An 18,887-nucleotide genomic window follows, 5' to 3' on the forward strand; every position below is an offset into this window, starting at 1 on the left:
ACCGATCTGCTTACCCGCGACGTGAGAGTTTGACGTACACGAACAAGGACATAAAAATAACGCCCGCACCGATTAATTTTTGCGCCGCAAGTACTTCGTCTAATAAGCTCATACTTAGCACTAAGGTCCAAATGGGCTCTAAAATCATAATAAGCGCAGCGGTTTCCATATTCACAGAAAACTGCCCTACGGTTTGTAATAAATAACGGATCGACGTTGCCACCACAACCGACACAATAAACCACATGATAACGTTCTGGTTTAGCTCAAACTGCGCATTCTTCGAGAACATTGCGTATACACTGCTGACAATCCCCACGGTTAATAACTGACAAAAAATGGAAAGCAAGGGGCTAATATTGACTGTGACTCGCTTGTTAAACACAAAATGAACCGACAACAAGGTCGATGAGATTAAAAAACACCATTGGCTAGGTTCTACCTGCCAGCTGTTTGTTAATGTCATCAATGCTAAACCAATAATGGCGATCGGAAGCGCAAGCCAAAATGCCCTTTGCGGTCTTTGGCGAAATATCATCCAAGAGGTAAAAGGAGCGATTATCATGGCCAAGCTCATAATAAATGCCCCTTCTGAAAGGCTATCGGTAATCGAAACAGCATACACCCAGACTTGCAGTGATAACGCTAAGATTACACCAACAGCACAAACAGCCAGTATGCTTTTTAAGCTTATCTGCAAAATTTGACGGTAACAAAAAGGGAATAAAATAACGCTTGCCAGTAAAAAGCGCACGGCTAAAAAGGTATCTCCAGGCACAACGTCAATGACGAGTTTAGAGGCGACCCAACCGACGGCTGCAAGCAGAGTCGCAGATAAAAGGTGTAGCTCACCACGGATTGAAATAATGTTTTTAACTCCATTAGTAGATTCAGACGTGCAACCTTACTGCAACGTAATAATGGATTCAAAGACTCTTTCAACTATATTTAATTATTTGAATTTTATAACTATTTTGTGAAACCATCAGGTTGCACAGTTATGAATGAAAGGTTACGTAAATCACCATTCTACTAAGGAATACATCGCGAGTTATAGGCTCGCGAGAAAAGTAAAGGGTTCTACACAATACTCGATTACTTGGTCGTGCTAGCGGTTATGCGTAACGGCATGTCAGGCAACGTTAAGCTGTGTCCTCGGTTTATCCACTCTTTTGTTATATGCAAAGTTCCCGCTTCAATGACTAACCCGTTTGCCAACTTTTCGTTTAACCTTGCGTCAGTAAAATGGACGACTAAGCCATCTACACTGGGCATCAAGAAGGACAAAAAGCTGCCCATATCATCAAAAAATGTTTGATATTGCGTGAACAAAGTCGTCAGTTCATTTGCGGAATATTGCGTTTTTAACCACTTAGGTTTGGTTTCAAGCTGGACTGACATATCACATTGATTTTTTGGCTCTACAAATGCTAATACCACTTCGGCTTTTGCCATCTTAAGGGCTTTCTCACTGGGCACAGTAAAACGTTGTTCTTGGCTCACCTTCAACGGAATATCTAGTTTTTGGGTATGAATATACGCCTTGGTGATCGTGCATAATACATCGCTTTGGACCCGTTTAAACCCAAACGCAAACTGTAGCGCGCTGGTCTCTTCGTTATCAAGCTTTCGCACATGACTATAAAAACTACTGTATTCGACGTTCAATGTATCAGTACTGGGTACTTGCTCATTTGTTTGTTGCGCAACTGCTAAGCAGCTTGGAATAACACAGGCTGCTAATAACCACTTTTTCATAAATTCATGTGCTCTTTATTTACCCTCATCATACTTAACAGTTCATCAATGTAATCTTGGCCACGCTCAGAGTAACTCTGTAAGCCATGGACCAACGCTTTAGCGGTAATAGGTTTATCTTGTGCGCGTAAATCAGCGCGTATATCGCGTAATTCTTTGTAGGCGTAATGACGATTTAGGTTTCTAATATAGGTCTTTACCGCGTGAGAGAGATTTTTAAATTTTGCTACTTCGTGAACTGTACCTTCATTCCTGCGTTTAGGAACGAAACCACAGCCTTGTTTAAAACACCACAATCCAAAAAAGTTGTAGCCTTGTCGGGCAAATCGAGACGTTCCCCACCCTGACTCGTTTGCCGCTTGGATCAACACCAATTCTGGAGGGATAATATCAACTCGGTGTAATAGCACCGCAGTGGATTGCAAATCGGTTAAGCCTTTATCGATTTTGTACTCCCGGCGCATATTTTTCAGTAGTTTTCCTGTGAAGGGGCTCAACGTCTGATGTCCTTCAAGCTGCTGGGCGATGCTCATTACCGCTTTGCGCTTAATCAATGTAACCTTGTTTTGGTGACGGATCTCGGGAAGTAAGTATGCGAAAAAAGCCTTCTTTTTTTCAGTGACATCATCGTACTGCTTAAAATTGGGGACTGTTTTTGTTTCATCAGTATGAGATGAAGATGTCGATTTACGATCGATATCATCAATCAATATACGCAGTTCTGTTTCAGTGAGTTTTAACTTTGTGTCAGGGAGTTGGCTCTCAAAGTAGCCGTCAGCAATGTACATAATCGCAAACAGTCCACAGGCGGCAGCGAAGTATCGTAGCTTTTGGTATTTATCATGAGTTTTAGGCATAGAAAACCGAATCTTTATTATTGGAATGAGAGGAAGGTTGTCCTAACACTTCAACACCAAACAAGGTACGGTACAACACACCTTTAGTATGAAGATACCAAGGAACAATCCAAATGAGTGCGATACCGAACGTGAAAAGCCCACCAACAAAAAGAATAAATGAAACAATGTAAAATTGACTTAGCGGCCCCCAGTAGCGATTAAACACGCGCATTGAAACGATTATAGCCTGACTAGGACGATATTTTTTCTCAACTAATAACACCAGAGCGAACCCAGTGGACATCGCCAAGTATAATCCTGGCAAAATGTAAAGCGCCAAGCCAAGGTTAGCCAATGCACCGAGCATTAACGCGCTTAAAATCAATAATGCAGACGTTGCAAGTCGTTTGACCAAACTTAAAAACGGTACATTAACCCCAACGCTATGGCCAATCCCCATCATCATTAAAGCGGTTATTAAAGGAGTCGTCACCAAGGTGAACAAGAGGTTTAATCCATAGCTCAATGAAACAGAGGGGTTTTGCAAGTCATCAATACTGACGAAGTGGCCAATTAACATCAGCATGGCTAACATAATACCTAATGTGAATAACCCGCCCTGTAACGTGCTATAAAAATGCCGCTTTGAAAGTTGCCATCCCTCTTTGACACACGCTTGCAAGTCTAGCGGGGTTTCACCGCGTAGCGACTTATCAACATTACCACCTAGGGTATTTTTATTATCTTGTTCCACCAAACTGCCCTTTTCACTGCACATGGTTAATTTTAACTAAATGACACTTAGCTTGCTAAGAGCAGCGCGTTAATTTTATTAATGGTCCGACTTAATTATTTACACAATCACCAGTTTCGCGGCTAATAACAACAGTACAGCCCCCATAACGCGATCAAACCAATGGCTGTATTGACGAATGAAAGCTCGCACTTTGCGTGTACTTAATAGGTACGATAAAAAACAAAACCACATACCTGTCGCCACTGAAAGATACAGCCCATAGGCTAATTTAATGCTACTCGGTGTTTGCGATGACACAGCAACGGCAAAGACGGATAGAAAGAATAAAGTGGCCTTAGGGTTCAATCCATTGGTTAAAAAGCCTATTGCAAATGCTTTTCGGTTACTTATTTCGTTTGAACTAGCCTCACTGGCAGGTTCAGCAGTGTCTACAGCCTTGCTTTTTAGCGCTCCAACGGCGATGTAAACCAAATACGCAGCGGCTACATAACTAAAAATTGTATATATTAACGGATTTGTCTTTAGCAATAAGCCTATTCCTAACAACGAATAGGTTACATGCAACAAAATCGCCACTCCCACGCCAATACTGGTGATCATCGCAATACGACGCCCATAACTAATACTGTGTTTTAACACAATGGCAAAATCAGGGCCAGGGCTCGCTACTGCCAGTAAATGTACGCCAGCTATCGTTAAAAATTCGCCCCAGTAAAGACTCAAGTCCATTTATTTGCCTTTTAAATATTGTGTTAAGTAATGAGGTACCACTGCACTGGCCAGTCCGTAATGAGCCTCTAAAAAATCATTATTCCCTTCACTTGGCGCTAAGTTAAGTTCTACTGTATGCGCACCGTAATGGTTAGCAATTTGCACCAGCCCAGCGGCTGGGTAGACATTGCCTGAAGTACCAATAGAAATAAACACATCTGCTTCTTGTACTGCACATTCGATTTCTTCCATATGAAATGGCATTTCACCGAACCAAACGATGTCTGGCCTGATAGTTTGACTTGGCGAACAGCACTGACAGCGGCTTGTTCCATCGAAAGGACGCTTCATTATAAAACGACGGTGACTCTGATTACAACGCGCCGATAATAGCTCACCGTGCATGTGTAGCACGTTTTTGCTGCCTGCCCGTTCATGTAAATCGTCAACATTTTGGGTAATAATCAATACGTTTTCAGGAAATGCGGACTCAAGCTTCGCTAGGGCAATATGTGCGGCGTTTGGCTGTACATCGGCACTTTGCAATTGTTCACGGCGCTGATTATAAAAGCGATAGACTAATTCAGGGTTACGGCTAAACGCTTCAGGGGTTGCTACTTCTTCTAAAGCATGCTCTTCCCATAAACCATCATTATCGCGAAACGTTTTCAAGCCTGATTCAGCAGAGATCCCTGCGCCCGTCAAAATGACAATGTTAGGCCATTGACCGTCAGAAGAAGCACCAAAGTTACTAGGGTTAAGATGAGGTGTTTGTTTTCTTGACACAAGTGCTCTCTTTTATTTTTGTACAACCACATAAAGGGAAGGTAAACAGAATACAACGTCGCTATTTGCCATAAGGCAGCGCATGCTATCATTGTCCTAATTTAGATAACAGTTTACGCGAGGTTTATGGCAATACTCCTTAACCAATACGTCGAACAGTTCCTTTATACCGTTAAGTTGGTATAAGCTATAGATCCGTTTTTTATAATGATCATTCTACTTTGGCAAAAATTCCCTTTATTGTACGAATTGAGCAGCAGTATCAAGGACTATCTCCGAACGCCCGATTGATTGCTGACCACTTGCAACATACACCTTTGGACGTACTCAGTTGTTCAGTTGCCGAGATCGCTCAGAAAACCCAAACATCAAAAGCCACCGTGAGTCGTTTTTTTCGGCAATTGGGCTATCAATCCCATCACGATGCAAAGACTGAACTTAATGCTTTTCGTGCTAACGGCTATCCAATGTATATGGAATCGGACCAAAGCGGAGCGCTAAATAGAGAAATTCAACGGATTGAACAAACGTGGAGCAATTTAGATCAAGACCAGTTAAATGGATTGATTAAATCTATTTGTGAAGCGTCTCGCATTACCCTGATTGGCTTTAGAAACAGTTACCCCGTTGCCCTGCACTTCAGGCAGCAGTTGCTACAAATTCGCAGTAAAGTACGTTTGCTCCCGCAACCGGGTCAAACGTTGAGTGAAGAACTAAGAGATATCAGCGATGATGAACTGGTGATACTGGTTGGTTTTCGCCGCAGACCAAAAATATTCAAGCCATTACTTGAAAAGCTGCAACATCATAACGTGGCATTATTAGCAGATCCATCAGGCCAAATATACGCCGAGCAAGTAAAACAACTTATTATTTGCCAACTGGGACAAGAGCAAGCCCTCGATAGTTATGCAGCGCCTATGAGTGTTATTTCTATTATCTGCAATCAGGTATTTAGCCAATTAGATAAAACGGCTGATCGCCGCATTAGCGAAATTTCGTCTTTGTACGAAGAGCTAGACGAACTAGAAAAGTAATTTAGGTCTAGCCTTTATTTTGCGTTGCAGCAGGTACGCAGCTAAGAGCACCTTATTTGCTTACACTTCCCCTTGAAAATAACATATTCACACCAAAGTCTATGTAAGAGAGATATTATTACCTGATCTTCCACTCATTTTTAATCCGCTATTTTACAATAAGGAAGTCCGATGCCTACTTCTGATGATAATGACGCTCCACTATATAAAGAACAAACCTCTTTAGCACTAGAGAATTTTCAGATCAGTGGCACCCCCATGCCCAGTGAGTTTATCCATGCTTTAGCCTTAATTAAGGCCAGCGCTGCAAAAGCGAATGCTGAAGTTGCTGGGCTAGACAGTGAAATAGCCATTGATATTCAACGAGCTGCCATGGAGGTAGCACAAGGTGATCACAACGACGCGTTTCAAGTCGATGTGTATCAAACTGGTTCTGGTACAAGTACCAATATGAATGCCAATGAAGTGATTGCGACCTTAGCAAGTTCAAAGTTGGGAAGGCAGGTACATCCCAACGACCATGTTAATATGGGGCAAAGTTCAAACGATGTTATTCCAAGCGCGATCCATCTCAGCGCGACCTTGGCTTTAAGTCAAAATTTGCTTCCTGCTTTGCAGAGTTTAATGTCGGCTATCGATGCTAAAAGCGTATTGTATCGTGAAACTGTGAAGACAGGCCGTACCCATTTAATGGATGCCATGCCGATCACTCTGGGCCAAGAACTAAGTGGCTGGAGTAAGCAAATTCAATTTTCAATCAGCCGGTTGATTGAGGTACTGCCGCGAATTTCTACCTTGGCACTTGGTGGTACGGCTGTTGGCACAGGCATTAACACTCACCCGAAATTCGCCCAAACGACCTGCCAGCATCTAAGTCAGTTAACAGGATTGCGCTTTAACCCAGCAGATAATTATTTCGCGGCCATCAGTAGCCAAGATACGGCTGTGGAAGTCAGTGGACAATTAAACACGCTCGCTGTCAGTTTAATGAAAATTTGTAACGATCTGCGCTGGATGAATAGCGGCCCGCTAGCCGGTTTAGGTGAGATAAGCCTTGATAAGTTACAAGCGGGTAGCAGCATCATGCCAGGCAAAGTGAACCCTGTTATTCCTGAGGCAGTGGCCATGGTTTGTGCGCAAGTTATGGGCTATCACCAAAGCATTACGATTGCCGGCCAATCTGGCAATTTCCAGCTTAATACCATGTTGCCATTGATTGGTTATAACCTTTTAACAAGTATTTCTATTCTGAGCAAAGGCATAAGTGCCCTAACTCATAAAGCCATAGTGACTATGCAGGCGAATAGCGAGCGTATGTCCGAATATTTAAGTAAAAACCCCATATTAGTTACGGCGCTAAATAATAAGGTAGGTTATGAAAAAGGTGCTTTGATTGCCAAAGCTGCATATGAACAGAAGCGACCTGTCATCGACGTAGCAGCACAGATGACGGATATCCCGATAGATGAATTACGCAAATTACTTGATCTATCATCGTTGACATAACTGTATATTAACCTAATGCGCAGCTCAGCAACGCTAACAACCCAAAAGCGCGAAAAAAGTCTCTGCAGTAGGTATAGTTGTTTCAGCTGGAAAATGGAATTGCCAGCATGTTAAACACTTGTTAACGCCCTATCTTAGGCGGTTAGACGCTTTGAAATGTTAAATTCAGAATATATAACGGCAATTCATAATGTTTCTCTTGACTATTCACTGAAACATTTGTTTCATATAGGACCATTTGGTCAACTTTTTAAGATTTATGAGCCCCAGCGCAGTGCATTTCAGCAGTCAAACTCCGTACGTTTTAAGCGTTACTGAAAAAGATTACCCTGCCAAGCAGGCGGATAATCTAATGTTATCTGGCTTAAGCCTTGCGGTTAAAGATCTATTTCATATTAAAAGCTTGCCTACAACGGCGGGCAATCCAGACTGGTTGGCAAGTCATCCGCTCCCTATGCATACTGCGCCGGCTGTAAGCACCCTGTTAGATAATGGAGCACGGTTCGTTGGAAAAACAATTACGGATGAATTAGCGTACAGCCTAAACGGTCAGAATATCCATTACGGAACGCCGTTCAATATATCAGCGCCGGACAGAATACCTGGTGGCTCATCAAGCGGCTCAGCGGTTGCGGTGCGTGAAGGTAGTGCGCAAGTAGGCTTAGGCACAGATACTGGAGGCTCTATTCGTGTACCTGCCAGCTATAATGGTTTATTTGGTCTTCGTCCCACTCACGGGCGGATCAGTTGTGAGCATATGGTTAGCCTTGCACCTAGTTTCGATACGGTAGGTTGGATAACGCGGGATTTAGACGTGCTTGAGAAAGTTGCATCAGTTTTCTTTGCTGATAAGCACATCGACGATACCAGCAGTTCACAGGACATTGCGCAAAACAGCAAAATTGGTTTTGCGCAGGAATTAGCACAACAATGTGAATACACCGAGGCGTTAACGGATGCCTATCACTCAATGGTCAAGACCCCGTGTATTTTAGAATCGGGCTTGGCGTCAGACAGGTTGACTGAGGCTAGCGAAACATTTCGTATCTTACAAGGCTATGAAATATGGCAGACCCACGGAGAATGGATCACGCAACAAGCACCTAGTTTCGCACCTGACATTCAACAACGCTTCACATGGTGTGCAACGATTGATACGCAACAGCGTCAGCAAGCACTTAAAAAGCAAGCCAAGTTTGTTTCGCACATTAATCATCTATTTACTCAATGTGATGTGATATTTTTACCCACAACACCCGGCCCAGCTCCGTTTATTGATACGCCGAGTGACGCACTAGCAACCTATCGGAATACTCTGATGAAGCTCACCTGCATTGCAGGCTTATGTGGCTTACCTCAATTACATGTTCCGTTACCTATTAACCCCCATGCGCCTATGGGATTTTCATTAATTGGCCAAAAAAATCATGACAAACAATTGATTGAAATCGCTCGCATGTTATTAGAGACATAATGATGAGTCAGACTACACGTCCTGTGGCGTTTACCGCGCCCCATTACGCCGCCAGCCAAGTTGGTCAAAATATATTACAACACGGTGGCACAGCTATTGAAGCTATGGTGGCGGCCGCAGCTTCTATATCGGTCGTTTACCCCCATATGAACAGCATGGGTGGTGACGGGTTTTGGTTGATCAGTGAGCCAGGTAAAGCCCCCATTGCGATTGATGCCAGCGGCTATGCCTGTAAAAAGGCAGATCTTAGCTACTACAGCGGTCAGTCTGCTATTCCTTCTCGGGGACCAAAAGCCGCACTCACGATGGCGGGTGCTGTTGCAGGCTGGCAAAAAGCGTTGGACATCAGTAAAACCTGGCAATCCCCCTTGCCCCTAAGTGAACTCCTAGCGCCCGCAATAGGTCAAGCCGAATGGGGAATTGAAGTGACGCAAAGCTTGCAAGATGCCAGTGACAAGACTTTTGATGATTTATCGACTATTCCTCATTTCGAACAATTCCTAATTAAAGGGAAACGGCTACAGAAAGGCAAGATACTTAAACTACCGGCCATTGCCAAAACCTTAAATAAACTTGCAGAAAACGGTTTACAGGATTTCTATCAAGGCGAAATAGCCCAAGCGTTAGCGGATGATTTGCATGCTGCCGGCTCTCCTATCACGCTTGAAGACCTCAATGCATACGAAGCGAAATTAGTCACGCCATTATCGGTTGATACATCCGTTGCTACCCTATACAACCTCCCCGCCCCGACGCAAGGTATTGCTTCACTACTGATATTAGCGCTATTTGATAAGGTTCAGCATCTCGCCACAACAGAAGCAGAGTTTGTCCATTTATTAGTTGAATGTACAAAACAAGCTTTTATTAAGCGCAATCAATTTGTAGGCGATGCCAGTCGCTTAAGTGTCGATTTGCAATCTTTATTATCGGCCGAATCAATAGTAACAATGCTTGCTGATATTAATGTTGACACAGCACTACCTTGGCCTCATGAAGCCAAACCTGGCGACACAATATGGATGGGAGCGTGTGACAGCGAAGGGCGTATGGTCAGCTACATTCAAAGTATCTACTGGGAATTTGGAAGCGGTGTTGTCTCGCCGCAAACCGGTATTGTATGGAATAATCGCGGTACCTCCTTCTCCTTAACCCCTGACAGTTTGCAAGCGCTCGCGCCAGGCATGAAACCTTTTCACACCTTAAACCCTGCATTTGCAGAACTAAAAGACGGTAGCCGCTTGAGCTATGGCACCATGGGCGGCGAAGGACAACCGCAAACCCAAGCAGCCCTTTTTGCGCGCTATATCTACCAGCAAAAATCGCTTCCTGAATCTATTCGTCAGGGTCGTTGGCTACTGGGTAGAACATGGGGCGATGAAAGCCATAACTTGAAAATTGAACAAGACTTAGCCGATACAATTCAAGCGGAACTAACCGCAAAAGGACACGATATCGCCCTAGTAGATTCATGCAACGAATTGATGGGACACGCAGGCGCTGTGGTCAAACGCGCTGACGGTACTGTTACAGCAGCTACCGACCCAAGAAGTGATGGCAATGCATTTGCTGCACACGTGCTAGATTAATCACCCTAAAAAGATAAAGAACCTCCTTAGCTAATAACAACTTACAGAGACGAAAAATATAATGATGGAACTAGTGTTAAATAACCTGCCCACAATTGCAGCCTTGATTGGCACCGGAGTATTTGCAGGTTTACTAGCAGGGCTGCTTGGCGTAGGCGGCGGCATTGTGATTGTGCCTGTGCTGTTTTTTCTCTTCCAATCTTTTGGCGTGAGCCCTCAAAGCGCCATGTACATTGCAACGGGTACGTCATTAGCCACCATTATCCCCACGTCCATTAGCTCTATTCGTTCACACCATAAAAAAGGTAATGTGGATGCAGCACTGTTAAAACAATGGGGTGTACTGATATTACTAGGGGTGCTGGTAGGCAGCTGGTTAGTGACAAAAGTCGATGGTCGATACCTAACGACGCTTTTTGGCATTGTTGCCACGTTATCTGCATTGAATATGCTATTTAGGACAGGTAAATCAGCACTCGCTGAAAGTCTACCTGGCCGTGTGGGGCAATCCATTATGGCCGGTTGCATTGGCTTTTTTAGCTCTATGGTGGGTATCGGTGGCGGGACATTATCCGTTCCTATCTTAACCGCCTTTAATTACCCAGCCCATAAGGCGGTGGGTACGGCTGCGGCCATTGGGCTGATTATTTCACTGCCGGCTGCGTTATACCTCCTTATATTTGGCCAAGCGCCGCAAGATGCCCCGCTCGGTACGTATGGTTATATAAATCTTGTTGGTTTTATTTGCATCGTGCCGCTTACGGTAATTTGTGCACCTATTGGTGCCGGAATTGCTTCTAAACTCGATGCAAATATGTTGAAAAAGATATTCGCCGTCGTATTGCTTATCACCGGCACCCGTATGCTAGCTCAGCTATTTATATAGCTGGGGCATGCCCTAAATTTTAGTTTAACTTTTTTAAAACCTTGGAGCGCAACACATAGTGAAACACCTTACCCCCCCTCCGCGCCTTTTAATGGGCCCCGGACCAATTAACTGTTATCCCCGGGTATTGAGCGCCATGTCAACGCAATTGATTGGCCAATACGATCCCGTAATGACTGGTTACATGAATGAAGTGATGAGTTTATATCGAGATGTGTTTGTCACTAAGAATCAGGCAACGCTGTTAATTGATGGAACATCACGCGCTGGAATTGAAGCGGTTTTGGTTTCTTGTATCGAACCAGCCGATAAAGTTCTTGTGCCAATTTTCGGTCGCTTTGGCCATTTGCTCAAAGAAATCGCTGAACGAGCTGGCGCTGATGTGCATTGCATTGAAGCCACTTGGGGTGAAGTATTCGAACCAGAACAAATTGAAGACGCGATTAAGCGCGTGCAGCCTAAGGTACTTGCTTTAGTACAAGGTGACACGTCTACCACCATGTTACAGCCCCTAGAACATATAGGTGAAATTTGTCGACGCCATGATGTTATTTTTTATTCAGACGCAACAGCCTCTATTGGGGGTAACCCGTTTGAAACGGATAAATGGCAACTCGATGCGGTGTCAGTTGGTTTGCAAAAGTGTTTAGGCGGTCCCAGTGGCAGTGCTCCTATCACCCTCAGTGAGCGCTACGTAGAATTAGTTCGCGGACGTCAACATATAGAAGCTGGTATCAAAGCAGAACACCACAACCCCGGTTCAGGAAGCCGCATCCGTTCAAACTATTTCGATATCCCTATGATCCTAGATTACTGGGGCGAGGAACGTTTAAACCATCACACAGAAGCCACCTCTATGCTTTATTGCGCGCGCGAGTGCGCAATTAATTTACTCGAAGAAGGCGTTGATGACTCTATTGCACGCCATGAGTTACACGGCAATGCCATGTTAGCCGGTATTCAAGGGATGAACTTGAAACCCTTTGGTGATTTAAAACACAAGATGAACAATGTTGTGGGTGTCTATATACCAGATGGGGTCGATGGTGAGCAGATACGCCAGCAATTGCTACTGGATTTCAATATTGAAATCGGCACGAGTTTTGGCCCACTGCACGGTAAAATCTGGCGCATTGGTACTATGGGCTACAACGCTCGCCAAGACACGGTACTGCATACCTTGCAGTCACTTGAGACCTTACTTCGCCGAGCAGGTCATACGCTGCAACCTGGCCAAGCAATTGACAGTGCATTTACTGTGTACAACGGGAAAGGTTAATGACCACATTAGCCCCCTACGCTATTCAAACATACGAGCGCTGTGATGTGCTCGCACATTTTAGTCAAGATCCTGATTGTATTAATCGGCAGTATCTCACACCTGAACATTTACAGGCCAACCGCCAAGTTGCCCAGTGGATGGAACAAGCAGGCATGGAAACATGGCAAGATGCAGCTGCCAACCAATGGGGTCGTTATCCAAGTAAAGCTCCAAATGCGAAAACGTTAGTTATAGGCAGTCACTTAGATACAGTGCCTAACAGCGGTAAATACGATGGGATCTTAGGCGTGTTAGCCCCGTTAAGCTTAATTCACTATTTGCATGATCATCACATCGAATTGCCTTTTCATCTGGAGTTAGTCGGTTTTGGCGATGAAGAAGGCACGCGCTTTGGTGCGACATTGTTAGGCAGTTGCGCGGTAGCAGGTACATGGCAAGACAAATGGAATGATTTAGCGGATGAAAATGGCATAACACTTAGACAGGCATTTATCGATGCTGGACTTGATATCAGTGAGGTCAAAAATGCCTCTCGTCTTGCAACCAATGTGGATGATTTTTTTGAATTTCATATTGAACAAGGGCCAGTGCTAGAGCAAAACGATCTAGCCGTTGGTGTAGTTAATGGCATTGCAGGCGCAAAACGCTTTTCTATCACCTTGAAAGGCTTAGCAGGACATGCAGGCACGGTACCTATGCCGATGCGCCAAGACGCACTAGCAGCTGCAAGCGAAATGATTTTAGCGATAGAACGTTTAGCGACCCAAAATGGGATTGTCGCGACTGTTGGGCACCTTAAGTGCTTATCTGGGGCGGTTAACGTTATCTCGGGTGCAACCACCTTCAGTCTGGATATTCGCAGTATTGATGATGCCCTGCGAGATGAAACGCTTAAGCTTATCATTGATGAATTAAAGGGTATTGCTGAAACGCGACGTATCCAAATGGATATTACGCCTACACACCAAGCGCCTGCTGTAAAATGCGACGAAAATTTACAACAGCAATTGCTTGACGCATTTGAGGCAACAGATACACCACCTTTTACGCTTGCATCAGGCGCGGGTCATGACACTATGGCAATGGCGGCAGTTTGCCCTGTCGCCATGATGTTTATGCGTTGTGAAAAAGGTCTGAGTCATCATCCCGCAGAAGCCATAGAGGTAGCGGACATAGAAGCAGCACTAAACGTGATGTTTGCCTTTTTAAAGGAATATGTTTAGCTAAGTATTGCCCGGATCGGATAATCGATTCGGGCAATATTGCTTTGAGTTGCTATATACTGCCTTCGCTTTCAATCACTAAAATACGTGCTTCACCCACTGGGCTAGCAACGTGCTCAGTCCCCTCATCTGCATAAAACACGTCGCCTTGATTGAGCAAGCTGGTGTGTACGATGCCATTTTTCATGTACTGCATCTCTACCATTCCATCGAGTACTGCAAAAACCTCTTGCCCTTCGTTTACATGCCAGCGATAAGGTTCGTTTGTCCAATGCAGCTTGGTGGTAATGCCGTTCATGTTAGCGATTTTAATTGATCCCCAAGGAAGTGATGCGGTAAATTTTTTACTTCTGATAATTTCCATATATTCCTCTATATCAATTTTCTGCCTTAGCGTATTTATTATGGTCTATTTAAGGTAAATTTCTGCTCAGAGTTCACTTTAAAATAATCTCCTGCCCCGCCAGCGCGCAATACGGGCTTTGCTAATGCGGTGTTGTAGATACCTTCTTCAATCAGTGAGTTGTCTATATGGACCCCCACAACTTCACCCATTACCATCCATGTATCGACCAATTTTCCATCTGCTTCAGTCAGTTGCATAATTTGCGTCTTTCTACATTCAAACACGCAAAGACTGTTAGCCACATGTGGCACGTCAATTACGTTAGATTTTCCTTGTGCTAAACCAGCAAAATCAAATTCACTTTGTGTACTTGGTAACGCAGCGCTAGTTTGATTCATCGCATCCACCTGCGATTCAGAGACTAAGTTCCAACAGAACACGCCACTTTCTTGAATATTTTTCACAGTATCTTTATAGCCGATACTGGAAAAACCGATTATCGGTGGGTGGTAGTTAAAGGCATTAAAAAAACTATAAGGCGCTAAATTTAAGTCACCAGATAAGGATTTGGTGGATATCCAACCAATCGGTCGAGGAGCGATAATGGCGTTAAAAGGATTATGTTTAAGGTTATGCCCTAGATGAGGCTGATAAAAGTAACGTTGATGGGGCATGGGAAATTCCTAAGTACACATAATAAAACCCGCAACGGGTTAGCATGTTTATTACTAAAACCCGTATCTTGTTATTTTATCTACTATTTTTATAAAACGTAATGATTTAATGGCCAAAAATGGACCAACCAGTTTCATGCACCAACATTTCGAGGGCCTCGGTGCCCAATTTACTATTACCTATTTTGTCTAAACCCGGAGACCAGACTGCAATTGATGCTTTGCCTGGGGCGATAGCAAGGATCCCCCCACCAACGCCACTTTTACCCGGTAATCCAACGCGATAAGCAAATTCTCCTGAACCATCATAATGTCCACACATTAACATGAGTGAATTAATGCGTCGGGCGCGATGCTCAGGCACAACTCGACTTCCCGTACTTTGATTCGTGCCGTTAGAGACTAAAAACAAGCCTGCTTTGGCGAGTTGCTCTGTGGTCATCGAAATTGAACAATGATGAAAATAGGTTCCTAGTACTTTTTCGACTGGATTTTCTAAACGCTCAAATGATGCCATAAAATGCGCAAGAGATGCGTTTCTACTGCCCGTCATCATTTCAGATTGCGCGACTTTCTCGTCTATTGAAATGCTGTCATCATTGGCTACAAAACGCACAAAATGCAATATTTCGGCAAGGCTTTCTTTGGGTTCATTATGACCCATAATGGCATCAGCGATGGCGATAGCACCGGCGTTAATAAACGGGTTTCGTGGTATGCCACTCTCATGTTCAAGCTGCACAATTGAATTAAAAGGGTCGCCAGATGGTTCTCGACCTACCCGCGCCCATAGAGCATCGCCAAGTTTGCCCAGCGCCATGGTTAGCGTAAATACCTTTGAAATACTTTGAATCGAAAATAAGGTATCTGCGCAACCGGCGCTGTAAACCTGCCCTTCTGGTGTTACTACTGTGAGCGCAAATTGGTTGGGATCAACACACGCTAGTTGTGGTATATAGTTCGCTACTTTACCTCGGTCAGTGCGAGAGCACATTTCCTGGTAAATACTGTCAACGATGTTTTGCATCTAGTGGCCTTTCTTCATAAATAAATGTTCGGCCATCACTGGCTAAATAATGTCAGTATTGTGTTTAACATGGCAACGTAACTTGAGTATGTGACAAGTCACAACATTGCATGGAGACTTTTTTATGGGTAAGAACACTTACCTTTTTGTTATCAAATGCGGCTAAGGATGAACTTTTGTTCAGGGGTAACCATTGATAACCCAGCTGTTTAAATCCTAATCGCTGATGAAATTTTGCGGAAGGCTGATTAAGAGGTTCAAGGTTATATTCGCACACCACATGATAAACACCTTTGGCTTTACTCCATGTAAACAAATCTTGATATAAAACACTGCCTAGTTGTCTCCCTTGATAACGAGCATCAAGCACAATTCGATCAATATACATATAGTTTGCTAAATGATGCTTAAACCAAACATAATTATCATTGATGTAATCACTATTTGGCCCCATCACCAGCAAAAAGCCGGCAACACTTTCTTCAACGACTAACACTCTATGATAAGCAGATAGGCTATGTAGTCTAGCGACATCGGCCATATTCATTGCGCTAGTATGCGCCACCTCAGCGAGATTTAATTCAACCACACGCCTAAAATCGTATTCAGTCGCATCTCTAACGTAAACATCGATCATGTTGTATCAGTCCTGCTAACACGTATTTTCTTAATTCATTGAAAAGTGTCGCAAGCATAACGCACATTTGAACGAGATGAATCACCCTCAAGTAATATATGATTTTTGATGCCAGCAATGACATCATCACTGTGATGATTCACATAAATAATTGAGGTGGTTGTGGATTTAGCGATAGTTTCAATCACCGCAAGTATACGTTGACGATTAATCTCATCGAGCCCGTTACAGGGTTCGTCTAAAATTAATAACGGTGGGTGCTTAACCATGGCACGTACAATGAGTGCCAAACGCTGATCGCCAAACGATAGTTGCTGAAAAGGCGTATTTTGCTGATCATCCAACCCAATGAGCGCTAACCAAAGCTTGGCTAGATATATCTGCTTTTTTGTTGGTTGTTGGTATAAGCCAATGCTGTCGTAAAAGCCCGAAAGAACAGCATGAAGTAGGCTACAATTGACGCGGTAGGAAAGATGAAATGCATTAGAAAGGAACCCAATATTTTTCTTGATATCCCAGATACTTTCTCCGCTTCCACGCTTAAAACCGAAGACAAAAATATCGTTCACATAACACTGCGGATGATCACCCGAAATTAGCTGTAAAAGGCAGGTTTTACCAGAACCGTTCGGCCCACTCAATTGCCAGTGTTCACCTAGTTTAATTTCCCATGTCAGTGCTTCAATGATTGCCCCCTGCGGATAGTGAATCGCTACATTATTTAAACGAACCAATGTATCACCATGGCTAAATGGGTTATGCGTAACACTTGAATCTGACGCGGGAAGTGAAAAACGAGTATGTTGAAGCGTTAATAATCGCGCTAAATCACTAATGGCTATCTTATCTTCTATTGTCACAGAAGACTGTAAACACCCCTGCGACACCCACCCATAATGCGTCACAAATGGTGGTATTTCTGACCAGCGATTAATGACAAATACCATGCAAATATCTGCATGTAACTCAGTAATTAATTCAGCTAATTTTTGCTGCATATTGCGGTCTAAACCATCAAATGGTTCGTCTAAAATCAGCAAGTCGGGTTTAGCAATTAATGCTCTTATTAAAAGCAATTTTCGCGTTTCGCCGGTGGAAAGTGCGGAAAAATCACGGGTTAACAAAGGGGAGAATTCGAACAGTTCAATGAGTCGTTTACACAAGGGTAATGACAATAATTCATCAATACTTTGCACATTAACACTGAGTAATTCATACACTTTGGTGGGAACCGGGATCACATCCAGTATGTCTGCGGCATCTTTTTCTCGCTCCTGTTCTATCAGCCCCTGCTGGCTTTCGTAGGATACCAGTTCGATGTGCTCGAAATCACTGACTAATGTCCCCTGTTGAATGTCCCCATAACCGGCTAACACGGCCGCTAAAGCGGATTTTCCTGCCCCATTTTGGCCAACGAGAACCCAGTGCTGCCCCTTTTCGACCGACCAATTGATCCCGTGCAGCGAAAATGTTGGAGAAAATTCAACATTTAAGTCTGTTAAACAACTACGCATAGAAACCCTTTAATGAAACAAATAAATATGCCTTATTGAAAAGGCACTCAACCTACCGCTACGCTATTACACTAATTTATTTAGTACTTCTAGCACGGTAGATAGTTGCTTAGGACTAATATCTTTCACCGCCTCATCAAATGTATTTTTACAACTGAGAAAAGCATATTTATATATATCTCGACCAGTAAATGTCAGTTTAACTAAACTAACACGCGCATCCCGATTATTTTTTTCTTTTTCGACCAAGTGAATTTTTTCCATCGGTGTCAGTAATCGAGTCACCCCTGATGCTGTAAGATTCACAGCGTCCGCAAGTTCTGTTCGGCTCATGACCTGATTTTGCGCATAGTTCAAGTGATGCAACACCATAAACTCACTCAAGCTTATCCCGTGCACACTTAATGCGCGGTCAGCCTTTTTAGATAATTTCCCCACTGTTCCCGATAGTGAAAACAGCAAAGCTAACGATGCAGGAAGTTGGTCCACCATAAAATCCTCCGATTAAAAAAAGCAAACAATTGTAGCGCAAAATAAGAAAGACCCATTAAGCGCATAAGCAAAACATATGCTTGATCACTCAAGGATATATCAACTATATGACAAATACAAATCAATGAAATAGAAGAGATGCTGCAAGTTCTATTCAAGTTTTTATTAGAAAGAAAGTTAGTTATATAGGAAGGTATAGGCGTAGTTAGCACTTGCATATAAATGCAAGAAAAACTGATATTTATAATTATCCGCTATTTTATTTTTTAAGCACTGCTAACCAGCAGTGTAATTTTCTGCAGTGCCGTTAAAAGCAAAGCCGATTTTCTCGTGGTAGAGGTAGACTTTG

Annotated in this window: 19 protein-coding genes; 7 read left to right on the forward strand and 12 right to left on the reverse strand. The window is 43.5% G+C overall.

Translation table 11 applies throughout. The features are described 5' to 3' along the window. Positions 1–10 precede the first annotated feature (10 nt). The 6 genes from FX988_RS02520 to cobB all read right to left on the reverse strand — a co-directional run bounded on the left by FX988_RS02520 (position 11) and on the right by cobB (position 4,851). On the reverse strand, positions 11–868 hold the full coding sequence (locus FX988_RS02520) for a DMT family transporter (protein ID WP_160182074.1): 858 nt from the start codon (positions 866–868) through the stop codon (positions 11–13). Positions 869–1,095: 227 nt separating this feature from the next. After that, positions 1,096–1,758, reverse strand: coding sequence for a DUF2987 domain-containing protein (locus FX988_RS02525; RefSeq protein ID WP_160178190.1), 663 nt, complete (start codon positions 1,756–1,758; stop codon positions 1,096–1,098). Further along, positions 1,755–2,615, reverse strand: coding sequence for a glucosaminidase domain-containing protein (locus FX988_RS02530; RefSeq protein WP_160178191.1), 861 nt, complete (start codon positions 2,613–2,615; stop codon positions 1,755–1,757). Before FX988_RS02530 ends, FX988_RS02525 begins: the two co-directional genes overlap by 4 nt. Continuing rightward, positions 2,608–3,351: a hypothetical protein gene (locus FX988_RS02535; RefSeq protein WP_160178192.1), complete on the reverse strand. Its 744-nt coding sequence runs from the start codon at positions 3,349–3,351 to the stop codon at positions 2,608–2,610. The genes FX988_RS02530 and FX988_RS02535 overlap by 8 nt, the downstream gene beginning before the upstream one ends. Positions 3,352–3,450: 99 nt before the next feature. Then, positions 3,451–4,083, reverse strand: coding sequence for a LysE family translocator (locus FX988_RS02540; RefSeq protein ID WP_160178193.1), 633 nt, complete (start codon positions 4,081–4,083; stop codon positions 3,451–3,453). Next, positions 4,084–4,851, reverse strand: coding sequence for a Sir2 family NAD+-dependent deacetylase (cobB, locus tag FX988_RS02545; RefSeq protein WP_160178194.1), 768 nt, complete (start codon positions 4,849–4,851; stop codon positions 4,084–4,086). Between the two features lie 221 nt (positions 4,852–5,072). Between cobB and FX988_RS02550 the strand changes: the two genes are divergently transcribed. The 7 genes from FX988_RS02550 (at position 5,073) to FX988_RS02580 (ending at position 13,848) form a co-directional block, all read left to right on the forward strand. Then, entirely contained in the window at positions 5,073–5,888 is an 816-nt protein-coding gene (locus FX988_RS02550; RefSeq protein WP_160178195.1) for a MurR/RpiR family transcriptional regulator, read from the forward strand. A 171-nt stretch (positions 5,889–6,059) separates the two neighbouring features. Next, on the forward strand, positions 6,060–7,394 hold the full coding sequence (locus FX988_RS02555) for a class II fumarate hydratase (protein WP_160178196.1): 1,335 nt from the start codon (positions 6,060–6,062) through the stop codon (positions 7,392–7,394). A gap of 259 nt (positions 7,395–7,653) precedes the next feature. Beyond that, positions 7,654–8,868, forward strand: a complete 1,215-nt coding sequence (locus FX988_RS02560; protein ID WP_160178197.1) for an amidase — start codon at positions 7,654–7,656, stop codon at positions 8,866–8,868. A gap of 2 nt (positions 8,869–8,870) precedes the next feature. Further along, entirely contained in the window at positions 8,871–10,457 is a 1,587-nt protein-coding gene (locus tag FX988_RS02565; protein WP_160182075.1) for a gamma-glutamyltransferase family protein, read from the forward strand. 64 nt (positions 10,458–10,521) lie between these two features. Continuing rightward, positions 10,522–11,343 carry a sulfite exporter TauE/SafE family protein gene (locus FX988_RS02570; RefSeq protein WP_160182076.1) on the forward strand — a complete coding sequence of 274 codons (822 nt, stop codon included), beginning with the start codon at positions 10,522–10,524 and terminating at the stop codon, positions 11,341–11,343. Positions 11,344–11,434: 91 nt separating this feature from the next. Then, positions 11,435–12,622, forward strand: a complete 1,188-nt coding sequence (locus FX988_RS02575) for a pyridoxal-phosphate-dependent aminotransferase family protein (protein ID WP_201751655.1) — start codon at positions 11,435–11,437, stop codon at positions 12,620–12,622. After that, positions 12,622–13,848, forward strand: a complete 1,227-nt coding sequence (locus tag FX988_RS02580; protein WP_160178199.1) for an allantoate amidohydrolase — start codon at positions 12,622–12,624, stop codon at positions 13,846–13,848. Before FX988_RS02575 ends, FX988_RS02580 begins: the two co-directional genes overlap by 1 nt. Before the next feature lie 52 nt (positions 13,849–13,900). On the opposite strand, the gene FX988_RS02585 is transcribed toward FX988_RS02580, so the two are convergent. From FX988_RS02585 to FX988_RS02610, 6 genes are all read right to left on the reverse strand, one after another. Next, on the reverse strand, positions 13,901–14,212 hold the full coding sequence (locus FX988_RS02585) for a cupin domain-containing protein (protein WP_160178200.1): 312 nt from the start codon (positions 14,210–14,212) through the stop codon (positions 13,901–13,903). Positions 14,213–14,250: 38 nt separating this feature from the next. Next, positions 14,251–14,868, reverse strand: coding sequence for a flavin reductase family protein (locus FX988_RS02590; protein ID WP_160178201.1), 618 nt, complete (start codon positions 14,866–14,868; stop codon positions 14,251–14,253). A 106-nt stretch (positions 14,869–14,974) separates the two neighbouring features. Next, complete coding sequence (locus FX988_RS02595) at positions 14,975–15,895, reverse strand: glutaminase (protein ID WP_160178202.1); 921 nt, start codon at positions 15,893–15,895, stop codon at positions 14,975–14,977. A gap of 64 nt (positions 15,896–15,959) precedes the next feature. Continuing rightward, positions 15,960–16,532: a GNAT family N-acetyltransferase gene (locus tag FX988_RS02600; protein WP_160178203.1), complete on the reverse strand. Its 573-nt coding sequence runs from the start codon at positions 16,530–16,532 to the stop codon at positions 15,960–15,962. Between the two features lie 35 nt (positions 16,533–16,567). Beyond that, on the reverse strand, positions 16,568–18,046 hold the full coding sequence (modF, locus tag FX988_RS02605; protein WP_160178204.1) for a molybdate ABC transporter ATP-binding protein ModF: 1,479 nt from the start codon (positions 18,044–18,046) through the stop codon (positions 16,568–16,570). A 66-nt stretch (positions 18,047–18,112) separates the two neighbouring features. Beyond that, positions 18,113–18,538 carry a MarR family winged helix-turn-helix transcriptional regulator gene (locus FX988_RS02610; protein ID WP_254700703.1) on the reverse strand — a complete coding sequence of 142 codons (426 nt, stop codon included), beginning with the start codon at positions 18,536–18,538 and terminating at the stop codon, positions 18,113–18,115. Positions 18,539–18,887 lie beyond the last annotated feature (349 nt).

This window comes from Paraglaciecola mesophila, from assembly GCF_009906955.1.
Taxonomy (GTDB): domain Bacteria; phylum Pseudomonadota; class Gammaproteobacteria; order Enterobacterales; family Alteromonadaceae; genus Paraglaciecola; species Paraglaciecola mesophila_A.

Coding starts and splice junctions, on each gene's coding strand:
- FX988_RS02525 (WP_160178190.1), bottom strand. CDS start 1,758: ATGAAAAAGTGGTTATTAGCAGCCTGTGTTATTCCAAGCTGCTTAGCA.
- FX988_RS02530 (WP_160178191.1), bottom strand. CDS start 2,615: ATGCCTAAAACTCATGATAAATACCAAAAGCTACGATACTTCGCTGCC.
- FX988_RS02540 (WP_160178193.1), bottom strand. CDS start 4,083: ATGGACTTGAGTCTTTACTGGGGCGAATTTTTAACGATAGCTGGCGTA.
- FX988_RS02555 (WP_160178196.1), top strand. CDS start 6,060: ATGCCTACTTCTGATGATAATGACGCTCCACTATATAAAGAACAAACC.
- FX988_RS02560 (WP_160178197.1), top strand. CDS start 7,654: ATGAGCCCCAGCGCAGTGCATTTCAGCAGTCAAACTCCGTACGTTTTA.
- FX988_RS02565 (WP_160182075.1), top strand. CDS start 8,871: ATGAGTCAGACTACACGTCCTGTGGCGTTTACCGCGCCCCATTACGCC.
- FX988_RS02570 (WP_160182076.1), top strand. CDS start 10,522: ATGGAACTAGTGTTAAATAACCTGCCCACAATTGCAGCCTTGATTGGC.
- FX988_RS02575 (WP_201751655.1), top strand. CDS start 11,435: ATGGGCCCCGGACCAATTAACTGTTATCCCCGGGTATTGAGCGCCATG.
- FX988_RS02580 (WP_160178199.1), top strand. CDS start 12,622: ATGACCACATTAGCCCCCTACGCTATTCAAACATACGAGCGCTGTGAT.
- FX988_RS02585 (WP_160178200.1), bottom strand. CDS start 14,212: ATGGAAATTATCAGAAGTAAAAAATTTACCGCATCACTTCCTTGGGGA.
- FX988_RS02590 (WP_160178201.1), bottom strand. CDS start 14,868: ATGCCCCATCAACGTTACTTTTATCAGCCTCATCTAGGGCATAACCTT.
- FX988_RS02595 (WP_160178202.1), bottom strand. CDS start 15,895: ATGCAAAACATCGTTGACAGTATTTACCAGGAAATGTGCTCTCGCACT.
- FX988_RS02600 (WP_160178203.1), bottom strand. CDS start 16,532: ATGATCGATGTTTACGTTAGAGATGCGACTGAATACGATTTTAGGCGT.
- modF (WP_160178204.1), bottom strand. CDS start 18,046: ATGCGTAGTTGTTTAACAGACTTAAATGTTGAATTTTCTCCAACATTT.
- FX988_RS02610 (WP_254700703.1), bottom strand. CDS start 18,538: ATGGTGGACCAACTTCCTGCATCGTTAGCTTTGCTGTTTTCACTATCG.